Source organism: Bradyrhizobium sp. UFLA05-108 (assembly GCF_059803455.1).
The window spans coordinates 99,887-111,121 of sequence record NZ_JBANAZ010000027.1 but is presented as its reverse complement, the minus strand read 5'-3'; the positions used below and the strand labels follow the sequence as shown (position 1 = coordinate 111,121).

At 63.8% G+C, this 11,235-nt stretch carries 13 protein-coding genes; 8 read left to right on the top strand and 5 right to left on the bottom strand.

All coding sequences use genetic code 11. The annotated features are described in order from the left end of the window. The first annotated feature begins 269 nt into the window (after positions 1-269). Complete coding sequence (locus tag SO140_RS21125; RefSeq protein ID WP_449381050.1) at positions 270-1,619, top strand: malonyl-CoA decarboxylase; 1,350 nt, start codon at positions 270-272, stop codon at positions 1,617-1,619. 146 nt (positions 1,620-1,765) lie between these two features. Here SO140_RS21125 and tarD read toward each other — a convergent pair whose 3' ends face one another. The 5 genes from tarD to SO140_RS21100 form a co-directional block, all read right to left on the bottom strand. After that, complete coding sequence (gene tarD / locus SO140_RS21120; protein ID WP_449381051.1) at positions 1,766-2,935, bottom strand: D(-)-tartrate dehydratase; 1,170 nt, start codon at positions 2,933-2,935, stop codon at positions 1,766-1,768. Positions 2,936-3,092: 157 nt separating this feature from the next. Then, complete coding sequence (locus SO140_RS21115) at positions 3,093-3,335, bottom strand: DUF3297 family protein (RefSeq protein WP_449381052.1); 243 nt, start codon at positions 3,333-3,335, stop codon at positions 3,093-3,095. An 11-nt stretch (positions 3,336-3,346) separates the two neighbouring features. Then, positions 3,347-3,823 (bottom strand): glutathione peroxidase, encoded by a 477-nt coding sequence (locus SO140_RS21110; protein ID WP_449381053.1) that lies wholly within the window; start codon positions 3,821-3,823, stop codon positions 3,347-3,349. Between the two features lie 9 nt (positions 3,824-3,832). Beyond that, on the bottom strand, positions 3,833-5,233 hold the full coding sequence (locus SO140_RS21105) for an amidase family protein (RefSeq protein ID WP_449381054.1): 1,401 nt from the start codon (positions 5,231-5,233) through the stop codon (positions 3,833-3,835). A gap of 82 nt (positions 5,234-5,315) precedes the next feature. After that, on the bottom strand, positions 5,316-5,573 hold the full coding sequence (locus SO140_RS21100; protein ID WP_449381055.1) for a DUF6894 family protein: 258 nt from the start codon (positions 5,571-5,573) through the stop codon (positions 5,316-5,318). A gap of 299 nt (positions 5,574-5,872) precedes the next feature. On the opposite strand from SO140_RS21100, the gene pqqA reads away from it, so the two are divergent. From pqqA to SO140_RS21065, 7 genes are all read left to right on the top strand, one after another. Further along, positions 5,873-5,953, top strand: coding sequence for a pyrroloquinoline quinone precursor peptide PqqA (gene pqqA, locus SO140_RS21095; protein WP_007595659.1), 81 nt, complete (start codon positions 5,873-5,875; stop codon positions 5,951-5,953). A 116-nt stretch (positions 5,954-6,069) separates the two neighbouring features. Beyond that, positions 6,070-6,999 carry a pyrroloquinoline quinone biosynthesis protein PqqB gene (pqqB, locus tag SO140_RS21090; protein ID WP_449381056.1) on the top strand — a complete coding sequence of 310 codons (930 nt, stop codon included), beginning with the start codon at positions 6,070-6,072 and terminating at the stop codon, positions 6,997-6,999. Between the two features lie 20 nt (positions 7,000-7,019). Beyond that, positions 7,020-7,775, top strand: coding sequence for a pyrroloquinoline-quinone synthase PqqC (gene pqqC, locus SO140_RS21085; RefSeq protein ID WP_449381110.1), 756 nt, complete (start codon positions 7,020-7,022; stop codon positions 7,773-7,775). A gap of 13 nt (positions 7,776-7,788) precedes the next feature. Continuing rightward, positions 7,789-8,100 carry a pyrroloquinoline quinone biosynthesis peptide chaperone PqqD gene (gene pqqD, locus SO140_RS21080; protein WP_449381057.1) on the top strand — a complete coding sequence of 104 codons (312 nt, stop codon included), beginning with the start codon at positions 7,789-7,791 and terminating at the stop codon, positions 8,098-8,100. Next, a complete protein-coding gene (gene pqqE, locus SO140_RS21075; RefSeq protein ID WP_449381058.1) occupies positions 8,097-9,314 on the top strand; it encodes a pyrroloquinoline quinone biosynthesis protein PqqE in 1,218 nt (405 codons plus the stop codon). The genes pqqD and pqqE overlap by 4 nt, the downstream gene beginning before the upstream one ends. Further along, positions 9,304-10,290: a prolyl aminopeptidase gene (gene pip / locus SO140_RS21070; protein ID WP_449381059.1), complete on the top strand. Its 987-nt coding sequence runs from the start codon at positions 9,304-9,306 to the stop codon at positions 10,288-10,290. The genes pqqE and pip overlap by 11 nt, the downstream gene beginning before the upstream one ends. Before the next feature lie 153 nt (positions 10,291-10,443). Continuing rightward, complete coding sequence (locus SO140_RS21065) at positions 10,444-11,118, top strand: hypothetical protein (RefSeq protein WP_449381060.1); 675 nt, start codon at positions 10,444-10,446, stop codon at positions 11,116-11,118. Positions 11,119-11,235 lie beyond the last annotated feature (117 nt).

Genomic DNA, 11,235 nt, shown 5'->3' with positions numbered 1-11,235 from the left:
CGTCCGCCTCCTTCGAACAAGGAGATGATCTGAAATGATCTAACAACCACTCATCCTTGACCAAGCCCATACAAGTACTCCGAGACGGCGGTGATCGAACCGACCGGCCGCAGCGTACTGGATACCCCGGTCAAGCCGGGGCATGACAGCTTTCTTTGAAGCGCATGGCACTGCTTCACATGCATCCCACTTGCGCTTGATTGTGATAAGCTTCCACCTAAATCCCGTGTAAGCTTCCGCACCGCACAAACCGGATTCGAAAAGCCCAGATGGCCAACGCCTTTTTCTCCGACCTGCTCGCCACGATCTCCGAGCGCGGCCGTACGCTGCTGCGGCGCGGTGACGCCTCGGACACAAGACAGGACGCCGATGGCTTGATCGAGCTGTGCGAGGCGCTGCTGTCGGGTCGAGGCGAGGCCTCGGGCACCGCGATGGCGCGCGAGGTGCTCGACCACTATCAGGACCTCGATGCGACCGGACGCCGCGCCTTCTTCGCGGCGCTCGTGCGTGATTTCGGGCCGGACCGCGAGAAGCTTGCCCAGACGGTCGAGAAATGGCGCACCCAGCCGAGCGACGAGGACGCCAGTGACCTGCATTTCGCCTCGGAGCCGCGGCGGCAGGAGCTGATCCGTCGCCTCAACCGCGCCCCTGGCGGCACCGGCGATCTCGTCGCCATGCGCGCCGACCTGCTCGGCATGATGAACGGGCACACCGACCTCGCCGCGCTCGACCGCGACGTCGTGCATCTCTTGAGTTCGTGGTTCAACAGGGGGTTTCTCGTGCTGCGCAGGATCGACTGGTCGACACCGGCCAACATCCTCGAAAAGATCATCCGCTACGAGGCCGTGCACGAGATCAGCGACTGGGACGATCTGCGCCGCCGTATCGATCCGGTCGACCGCCGCTGCTACGCCTTCTTCCATCCGGCGCTAGTCGATGAGCCCCTGATCTTCGTCGAGGTGGCGCTGACCGAGACGATCCCCGGCGCAATCGCGCCGCTGCTCGCGGTCGACCGCGAGCCGGTGCCGATCGAGCGCGCACGCACCGCCGTGTTCTACTCGATCTCGAACACACAGCGAGGCTTGGGGGGCATCTCCTTCGGCAGCTTCCTGATCAAGCAGGTGGTCGAGGAGCTGCGCCGCGAGCTGCCCAAGCTCGACACCTTCGTGACGCTGTCGCCGGTGCCGGGCTTCATGCCGTGGCTGAAGCAGGACAAGGACCTGCCGCTGTCGGAGGAAGATCGCGAGGTGCTGAAGCATCTCGACGAGCCGAAATGGTTCGAGGACGCGGAGCTGACCGCGCAGCTGCGCGGCGTGATCGAACCGCTCGCCGCCTATTATTTCCTGAAAGCACGCACGTCGAAGGGCCGGCTGATCGACTCGGTCGCCCGCTTCCATCTCGGCAATGGCGCACGACTGGAGCGCATCAACTGGTTGGGAGACCTCTCGCCCAAGGGCCTGCGCGAATCCGCCGGTGTCATGGTCAACTATCTCTACCGCCTCGAGGACATCGAGAAGAACCACGAAGCCTACGCCAACGACGGCACGGTCGTCGCGTCGAGCGCGGTGAAGAAGCTGCTCAAGGGCGAGCGACGGCTGTTGGATATGCGGTTATCCTGAACGCACGTATGGTGTCATCGCCCGACTTGTTCGGGCGATCCAGTATTCCCGAGGCAGCGACGAATACGGAGAAGCCGCGGCGTACTGGACGCCTTCGCCTTCGCCTTCGCGGGGTATGGCTACTGAAAGCTTGGCGAGTCCGACCGCTACTCCGCCAGCGCCTTCATCTCCTTGTAGAGATCCGACTTCCCTTCAAACCCGATGCCCGGCAAGTCCGGCATGATGATGTGACCGTTCTCGACGCGGACGCCGTCGGGGAAGCCGCCATAGGGCTGGAACAGGTCGGGATAGCTCTCATTGCCGCCGAGGCCGAGGCCGGCGGCGATGTTCAGCGACATCTGGTGGCCACCATGCGGGATACAGCGGCTGGGCGACCAGCCATGGGTCTTCAAAACTTCCAGCGTGCGCTGATATTCGCAGAGGCCGTAGGACAGCGCGCAGTCGAATTGCAGCCAATCACGATCGGGCCGCATCCCGCCATGCCGGATCAGGTTGCGGGCATCCTGGTGGCTGAAGAGATTCTCGCCGGTCGCCATTGGCGCCGGATAGAATTCTGCAAGTGCGGCCTGTAGCGAATAGTCGAGGGGATCGCCGGCCTCCTCGTACCAGAACAACGGATAGTCCCGCAGCATCTTTGCGTAGGCGATCGCGGTCTCCAGATCGAAGCGGCCGTTGGCATCGACCGCAAGCTGCGCGTCCTCGCCGATCTCCTTCAGCACCGCTTCGATGCGCGTACGATCCTCCTCGATTGGCGCGCCGCCGATCTTCATCTTGACGACGTTGTAGCCGCGATCGAGATAGCCGCGCATCTCGCCGCGCAGCATCGAGAGGTCCTTGCCGGGATAGTAGTAGCCGCCGGCGGCGTAGACGAACACGCGTGGATTGGCCTTGACGCCGTGGCGCTCGGCGAGCAGGCGAAACAGCGGCTTGCCGGCGATCTTCGCCACCGCATCCCACACCGCCATGTCGATGGTGCCGACCGCGACCGAACGCTCGCCGTGACCGCCCGGCTTCTCGTTGGTCATCATCGCGGCCCAGACCTTGTCGGGGTCGAGATTTTCGCCGGCCTCGTCGAGCAGCGACTTCGGCTCGGCCTCGAGGATGCGCGCGGCAAAGCGCTCGCGGATCAGGCCACCCTGCCCGTAGCGGCCGTTGGAGTTGAAGCCGTAGCCGACGACGCGCTTGCCGTCACGCATGACGTCGGTGACGACGGCGACCAGGCTCGTCGTCATCTTGGTGAAATCGATATAGGCGTTGCGGATCGGCGAGGAGATCGGCTTGGTGATCTCGCGGACGTCGACGATGCGGACGGACATGGGTTTCCTCTCCTCCTGGCCTGCTCTTTCCTCTCGTCATGGCCGGGCTTGACCCGGCCATCCACGCCCTTGCCACTGAGCAAGTTCGAAGACGTGGATGCCCGGGACAAGCCCGGGCATGACGGCGGAAATGTGCGGCGCGCCCCGAGCGCCGAGCTTATTTCTTATCCCTGTAATACGGCTCGACAGACCCATGCACCTTGATCGTCAGCGGATTACCGTGGCGGTCCTTGGCGTTGCCGGCCGTGACGCGGACCCAGCCCTCGCTGATGCAATACTCCTCGACATTGGTCTTCTCGATGCCCTTGAAGCGGATGCCGACGTCGCGCGCCAGGATGTCGGCGTTGTAGTACGGGCTGTTCGGATCGACTGACAGGCGGTCCGGGAATTCGTCGCTCATGATTGTCTCGCTCACAACATTGTCTCGATTTGTTGGCGCAGCCCCTCGGGCCGCGCGGTTGGCGCATAGCGCGCCACCACCTTGCCTGCACGGTCCACCAGGAATTTCGTGAAATTCCATTTGATGGAGGCACCCAACAGGCCGGATTGCTGACGTTTCAGGTACTCATAGAGGGGATGCGCATTGGCGCCGTTGACGTCGATCTTCTCGAACAACGGGAAGGTGACGTCATACTGCGTGCTGCAGAACTCCTGGATCTCGCTTGCCTTGCCCGGCTCCTGGCCACCGAACTGGTTGCAGGGAAAGCCGAGCACGGAGAAGCCTCGCGGGCTAAGGTCACGGTGCAAGTCCTCCAGCCCACGATATTGCGGCGTGAAGCCGCATTTGCTCGCCGTGTTGACGATGAGCAGCACCTGTCCCTCAAAGCGTCGCATCGGCACGTCCTCGCCGAGAAGCGAGTTGGCCGAAAAATCGTAGATCGCCGACATCGTTGTCCTTTAGCCCACGGGATCAATCGGTGACGGCGGCACGCCGCCGGCCTCGATCGCCTCGCCGGCGAGCAGGCAGAGGTCCTCGCGATAGCGGCCGGATACGACCTGCACGCCGACGGGCGCTCTGCCGACGAGACCGGTGGAGACCACGAGGCCCGGCAGTCCCATGAAGGGAATGGCGATCTGCGGCAACTGCGCGTCCCAGACCCGCTTGAAGGACGCCTCGTCCTTGCGATCGAGATGGTCAGGAAAGGGCAATTCGCCGGAGACCGGCGTCAGCACCACCGCGTATGTCTCGAAGAACAGCATCCATTCGCGGGTTAGCGTTGCCCGGCGCATCAGCGCCTTGGCGTAGGCCGCCTGGTCGAACGGGGTGACCTTGGCACGGTTGCCGCGCAGGCAGGCGAGCGCGCCTGGATCGCCCTCGCGCTCGGCGGCTTCGAGCGCGGCCTCGTAGCCGTCGCCGATCCAGAGTTTGGTCTGCCAATCAGCAGCTTCCCGCATCGGGGGGGTGTTCTCGATCACCTCCACCGTCCAGCCTGCCCGCTCCAGCCGCTTGCCGGCGTCGCTGACCGCGGCCTTCACCTCAGGCGCAGTCGTGAGCCCGTCCGGGTTGAGGCACAGCGCCGCGCGCTTGGGCATCGCCGGTCCTTCGAGCGGCGCCGGCACCCACCAGGGGTCGCGCGCGTCGCGGGCCGCCATCGCGGCGAGCGAAATCCGCAAGTCATTGATGGTGCGCGCCAGCGGCCCGGAGACCGCGCTGATCTGCGGCCCGATCGGGCGCTCCGGCAGCGCGGCGTTGAAGGCGGGAATCCGGCCCATGGTCGGCCGCAGGCCGTGCACGCCGCAGGCGTAGGCAGGATAGCGGATCGAGCCCGCGATATCGGTGCCGTGGGCGATGTGGCCGATGCCTGCTGCTACGGCCGAACCTGCGCCGCCGGACGAGCCGCCCGGGGTCAGCGAGGCGTCACGCGGGTTCTTGGTGTCGCCATGAATCAGATTGGTGGTGAACCAGCGGTAGGAAAAGGCCGGGCAGTTGGTGCGGCCGAGGATGACGGCGCCCGCCTTGCGCAAATTGGCGACAACCGGATTGTCGGCCTTCGCGATCACCTCGCGCTGAATCTTCAGGCCATTGGTGGTGGCAAAGCCCTCCTGGTCGACATTGACCTTCACGGTCACGAGGACGCCGGCCAAAAGGCCGGGATCCTCGCCCCGGGCAATCTTGCCATCCACGGCCGCCGCCTGCTTGAGCACGTCCTCCGGCCGATGGTCGATCACTGCGTTCAGCCTGGGATTGACGGCATCGAGCCGGGCAAGGCCGGCCTTCGCAGCTTCGGTGGCGGAAATCTTCTTCGACCGAATGAGGGTGGCGAGGTCGGCGGCCGACAAGCGCCAGAGATCTTGCATGGCATGCTCCGTGTGACCGGGTCTTTTAGCGCCGGTCAGGCGGCAAAGCCATGCGCAATACGCGGGGGCCGAATCCGGATCGTCAGTGCCGGGTGGCGGACTGGTCCGGCATGTCCAGAAGCGCCTCGGTGAAGGGAAATTCCAGCACGATCTCACCGTCGTCGTCGGTGACCTCGATGACGGCCTCCAGCAGCGCCGGCTGCGTCCCTTCCGACTTCAGAACTTCCAAAATCATCTGGCGCGCCACTTCCCAGGCGCGATCGGGATTGCGCAGGTCCTCGCCGTCAGGGTCCACGATCAATTCGTCGCCGATGCGGGTGTTGAAGAAATATCTGGGCATGCCTTGATCCAATGGGGTCGCCTGTAGAGGATTGAAAGCCGCTTCTTACTCACAACTGCTTTATCCGGACAGGGATGACACCCTATCGTCCGTTCTTTGCATATCGTCGTATTTTGCACGGGGTTGTTTTGCTGTTTTTGCGTCATCTCCGCGGCGTGATCGCGCCTTTTCGTGTTTGCAGCGCAGCATTGCAGCTGTCTACTACCTAGGTCCCGGAAGATTTAACTGGCGAACTTTTCCGCCCGCAGTAGTTTAACCGGGGGCGGACACGTCCGATTTCTCAGAAAAGGAGAGCCACAATGGCCTGGAAAGCACCGAAAATCGTCGAAGTGCCGTGCGGCATGGAAATCAACATGTATGTGAGCGCCACCCGCAAGTAAGGGCGGCAATTTCACGTTGAGCGCAGGTGGATCCGTCGGGTGCGTGACTTTCCCGGACGAAGGGGGTTGTGTCAGCCTGAGATCCACCTCGACACGTGTCTCCAGGAGACGGAATTATGCTTCGCGTCGTCGTCCTGGGCGCCGCGGCTGGCGGCGGGGTCCCGCAGTGGAACTGCGGGTGCACAGGCTGCCGGGCAGCGCGCGCTGAACCCCGACAATTGCAGAGAACCCAGGCTTCGGTCGCCTTCAGCGCCGACGGCGATAACTGGTTCCTGATCAACGCCTCTCCCGACCTCCGACAGCAATTCAACGCCACGCCGCAGCTTCACCCCAAGCCGGGCGCGCTGCGCCACACGCCGGTTGCCGGCGTGATCCTGACCAATGGCGAGGTGGACGCAGTCGCCGGCCTCTTGTCGATGCGCGAGGGCTCGCCGTTCACGATCTACGCCCATGACAAGGTGCTGGCGATCCTGAAGGCCAACAGCATCTTCAACGTGCTGAATGAGAAGAACGTCAGGCGCCAGCCGATCGGGGTCGACGAACCGTTCGAGCCGCGCCTTCCGGACGGCGCACGCTCCGGCATCGAGGTGGTTGCACTCGAGGTAGCAGGCAAATCGGCCTGGTACCTGGAAGGCAAGGCGCATCCCGGCGGGAGCAGTGGTGCGGGCGATACGCTGGGCCTGAAGATCACCGACAAGTCGACCGGCAAGAACTTCTACTTCCTCGCCGCCTGTGCCGAGATCACCGACGCGCTGAGAGCGCAGATCGCCGGCGCATCGCTGGTGTTCTTCGATGGCACGGTGTGGCGCGACGACGAGATGATCCGGGCCGGGCTCGGCCACAAGACCGGCAAGAGCATGGGACATGTCGCCATGTCCGGCGAGGACGGCGCCCTCGCGCGGCTTGCCGGCCTCGATATCGACAGGAAGATATTTCTGCATATCAATAACTCGAATCCGGCGCTGCTGCCCTCCTCGCCCGAGCGCAAGGCGGCCGAGCATGCGGGCTGGCAGATACCCGCCGATGGAACGGAGATCGTGCTGTGAACGCCATGACGCTTCCCGGAATGACCGCACTCTCGATCGGCAAGGACATCAGGCTCAACTCGGCCGAGGAGCTCGAGGCGACGCTGCGCCACATTGGCGCGACGCGCTATCACAGCCTGCATCCGTTCCATAAGCTCCTGCACGGCGGCAAGCTGAACAAGGGCCAGGTGCAGGCCTGGGCACTCAACCGCTACTATTACCAGAGCACGATCCCGCTCAAGGATGCCGTGGTGATCTCGCGCTTTCGCGACCGCGCCACGCGGCTGGAGTGGCGCCACCGCATCGAGGATCATGACGGCGATGTCGGCAGCCAGGGCGGCATCGAGCGCTGGCTAAAGCTGACCGAAGGCCTGGGCCTCGACACGGCCTATGTGGAATCGACCGAAGGCATCCTTCCGGCGACACGCTTTGCGGTCGAGGCCTATGTGCATTTCTGCCGCGAGAAGAGCCCGCTGGAGGCGATCGCCTCCTCGCTCACCGAACTGTTCGCGCCGAACCTGCACGAAGAGCGCATCAGCGGCATGCTGGAGCACTATGACTTCGTCAACCCTGATATCATGAGCTACTTCAAGCGCCGCCTGACGCAGGCGCCGCGCGATGCGAACTTTGCGCTCGACTATGTCAGGAAGCACGCCAGGACGCCGGAGGAACGCGCGGCCGTCTGCAACGCGCTGATCTTCAAGACCAACGTGCTGTGGGTGCAGTTAGACGCGCTCTATCATGCCTATGTCGATGGGCACATTCCGCCGGGCGCCTTCGCGCCCAAGGCGAGCTGAGAGGAAATAAGCAATGGCCGGGCCGCGTCACATCAGCGTCAGCGAAGCGAGCCGGCCCGTGCTGCCGCGGCATGCCAAGCTGAAATACGACGAGACGCGCAAGGTCTGGGTGATCCTGGCGCCGGAACGGGTGCTGGCGCCGGACGAGATCGCGGTCGAGGTTCTGCAGCTCTGCGACGGCATCCGCACCGTCGGCAATGTGGCCGACCAGCTCGCCGCGAAGTATGCTGCGCCGCGCGATGCGATCCTGGCCGACGTGGTCGCCATGTTGCAGGACCTGGCGGACAAAGGCTTTCTCACCGAAGCACGGGAGAAGACGTCATGAGTGACGTACTCGGCGACCCCGGCGTTCCCCACGATGTCAGCGACAGCCTCGCCGTGCTCGAAAAACAGCGCTCGACGGCAGAGACTTTTGGCATTCCGCTGGCGGTGCTGCTGGAAGTCACGCATCGCTGCCCGCTGCAATGCCCCTATTGCTCCAACCCGGTCGAGCTCGATCGCGCCGGCAAGGAGCTGACGACCGAGGAGTGGAAGAAGGTCTTGACCGAGCTCGCCGAGATCGGCGTGCTCCAGGTCCATTTTTCCGGCGGCGAGCCGACTGCGCGGAAAGACCTCGTCGAGCTCATCAAGCATGCGAGCGACGCCAGCCTCTATACCAACCTGATCACCTCCGCCGTGCTGCTGACGCGCGACAGACTGAGCGAGCTCGCGAATGCCGGCCTCTGCCATGTGCAGATCAGTTTTCAGGGCACCGAAGATATCGCTGCCGACCGCGTCGCCGGTTACAAGGGCGCGCATCACAAGAAGCTCGAAGTCGCGAAGTGGACGCGAGAGCTCGATCTGCCGCTCACCGTGAACGCGGTGATGCACCGCCAGAACCTGCACCAGCTCCCCGACATCATCCAGATGGCGGTCGATCTCGATGCCGACCGGCTCGAGGTCGCCAACGTCCAGTACTACGGCTGGGCGCTGAAGAACCGCGCCGCGCTGATGCCGACGGTCGCGCAGCTCGACGAGACCACCCGTATCGTCGAGGAGGCGCGCGAGCGTCTCAAGGGCACGCTCGCGATCGACTACGTCGTGCCGGATTACTACGCGCAACGGCCGAAGAAGTGCATGGGCGGTTGGGGCCGGCAGTTCTTCAACATCTCACCCGCCGGCAAGGTGCTGCCCTGCCATGCGGCCGAGAGCATCACCGGGCTCGACTTCGAATCCGTGCGCTCCAATCATTCGATCGCCTGGATCTGGCAGAACTCGGACGCCTTCAACCGCTATCGTGGCACCGGCTGGATGAAGGAGCCGTGCCGAACTTGCGAATTCCGCGAGATCGATTTCGGCGGCTGCCGCTGCCAGGCCTTTGCACTGACGGGCGATGCGGCCAATACCGATCCGGCCTGCGCGCTGTCGCCGCTGCACGAGACCATCTTCAAGCAGGCCGAACGCGAAGCCGAAGGCGAGACCAACCGCTTCCTCTACCGCAACTTTGCCGGTGGCACTTTGGAGCCTGACCCTGTGGAGTCCGGCAAGCATGGCGCCTGACGCCGACGCGGCCAAATCGGCCAAGCGCGCCGATCCCTTTGCGCCGCTGACTTCGGAAATGCTTGCCGTTTCGGACGGCCACGAGATCTATGTCGAAAGCGTCGGCCGCACTGATGGCATCCCAGCCGTCTATCTGCATGGCGGTCCCGGCAGCGGCTGCCAGCCCGACCATCGCCGGCTTTTTGATCCTGAACGCTTCCATGCTGTGCTGTTCGACCAGCGCGGCGCCGGCCGCAGCCGGCCGAAGGGCTCGCGCGAGCACAACACCACGCAGCACCTCGTCGCCGACATGGAGTTGATCCGCCAAAAGTTCGGTTTCGAACGCTGGATCGTGATCGGCGGCTCCTGGGGGGCGACGCTTGCGCTGGCCTACGCGGAAGCTCATCCCGAGCGCGTTTCGGGTATCGTGCTGCGCGCAACCTTTCTCGGCACGCGAGCGGAGGTCGAGACCGGCTTCACGTCGCGGCTGCCGCAGCTCTATCCCGCGCTCAACGAGGACTTCTTGAGCCTGCTCTCGGCGGAAGAACGAGAGCGGCCTATCGAGGCGTATTGGCGCCGCATTCTCAATCCTGATCCTGATAAGCATGGCCCCGCCGCGCGGGCCTGGCATGATACCGAGCGCACGCTGTCCGAACACAAGCCGGCACGCACGCGGCTTGATCTCGCCACGCTCAACGTGTGGCGCACGCTGCCCGCGACGCCGTTCATGGAAGCACACTACTTCATCAATGACTGCTTCATGGCGCCGGATCAGCTGCTGCGAAATGCCGGCAATCTCGCCGGCATTCACGGCATCATCATCCAGGGCCGCTATGATCTGTTGTGCCCGCCTGAGACATCCTGGGCGCTCGCAAAAGTGTGGCCGGGTTCCGAGATCCGCATCGTGGAAGAGGCTGGGCATTCGCTCTATGATCCCGGCGTGAGGGACGCCGTGATGAAAGCGATCGCGGACCTCGGCTCGAAAGCCGCGCGATAAAGGTCTGTCCCCTCATCCTGAGGAGCGCTTCCCACGGAAGCGCGTCTCGAAGGATGAAGGCCGAGATGCCTCAGCTGGGCCTTCATGGTTCGAGACGCCGCTCGCGGCTCCTCACCATGAGGGTCGAGTGTTCGCAGGGAAGGAATAAGAAGAATGCCGCTCGCCGGGAAGGGCATGCTGCTGACGTCGATGAACATCGACGCGGAGCATGAGGCCGATTTCAACCGCTGGTATGATCGCGAACATCTTGCGGAGCGTGTTGCGATCGACGGCTTTCTGGAGGCGCGGCGCTATGTCGCGCACGCTGCCAGCCCCAAATATCTCTGCCTGTATTCGACTGCGACGCTCGACGTGCTCGACAGTCCCGCTTATCGGGCGCGGCTTGCAAACCCGACCGACTGGTCGCGCCAGACCATGGCACGGTTTGAGAACATGATCCGCGCGGTGGCGTGCATCACCATCAGTCGCGGCACCGGACGCGGTGTCGCGCTCGGCGTGGTACGGCTGCGCCCAACGCCCGACAATGCCGGACGATTACGCGATGCATTGCGGGAAAAGCTGGCGCCGGAAAAATACGACGGCATCATCTCCATGCATCTACTCGAGAGCGATGCAGAGCTTTCCGGCCCGACAGCGGAAATTCCGGTGCGCAGCCCGGGCGCCAACGATTGGTTCGTGCTGATCGACGGCACGCGTGTCAGCGCCGTCTCTGCCGTGATTGCCGAACGCTTCACCGGTCCAGCAGCATCACCGTCGTCGCTTCCCGTTTCCGTCGGCACCTACTGCCTGATGTGGGATCTTGCGAAGAGCGACATCGCACGCGGCTGAAATTATCACACGCATCACGGGATGCTGCACCGCCGCATGGAATGCGCGAGTGTTAATGCTGTGTGTGCGTAGCTCCTATGAAAGCACAGCATTGCCCAAATTTGCCTTTGTGCGCGC

Coding starts and splice junctions, on each gene's coding strand:
- pqqE (WP_449381058.1), top strand. CDS start 8,097: ATGAGTGACGTACTCGGCGACCCCGGCGTTCCCCACGATGTCAGCGAC.
- pqqA (WP_007595659.1), top strand. CDS start 5,873: ATGGCCTGGAAAGCACCGAAAATCGTCGAAGTGCCGTGCGGCATGGAA.
- pqqC (WP_449381110.1), top strand. CDS start 7,020: ATGACCGCACTCTCGATCGGCAAGGACATCAGGCTCAACTCGGCCGAG.
- SO140_RS21110 (WP_449381053.1), bottom strand. CDS start 3,823: ATGTCGGCGATCTACGATTTTTCGGCCAACTCGCTTCTCGGCGAGGAC.
- SO140_RS21105 (WP_449381054.1), bottom strand. CDS start 5,233: ATGCAAGATCTCTGGCGCTTGTCGGCCGCCGACCTCGCCACCCTCATT.
- SO140_RS21115 (WP_449381052.1), bottom strand. CDS start 3,335: ATGAGCGACGAATTCCCGGACCGCCTGTCAGTCGATCCGAACAGCCCG.
- SO140_RS21065 (WP_449381060.1), top strand. CDS start 10,444: ATGCCGCTCGCCGGGAAGGGCATGCTGCTGACGTCGATGAACATCGAC.
- SO140_RS21100 (WP_449381055.1), bottom strand. CDS start 5,573: ATGCCCAGATATTTCTTCAACACCCGCATCGGCGACGAATTGATCGTG.
- pqqD (WP_449381057.1), top strand. CDS start 7,789: ATGGCCGGGCCGCGTCACATCAGCGTCAGCGAAGCGAGCCGGCCCGTG.
- pqqB (WP_449381056.1), top strand. CDS start 6,070: ATGCTTCGCGTCGTCGTCCTGGGCGCCGCGGCTGGCGGCGGGGTCCCG.
- tarD (WP_449381051.1), bottom strand. CDS start 2,935: ATGTCCGTCCGCATCGTCGACGTCCGCGAGATCACCAAGCCGATCTCC.
- pip (WP_449381059.1), top strand. CDS start 9,304: ATGGCGCCTGACGCCGACGCGGCCAAATCGGCCAAGCGCGCCGATCCC.
- SO140_RS21125 (WP_449381050.1), top strand. CDS start 270: ATGGCCAACGCCTTTTTCTCCGACCTGCTCGCCACGATCTCCGAGCGC.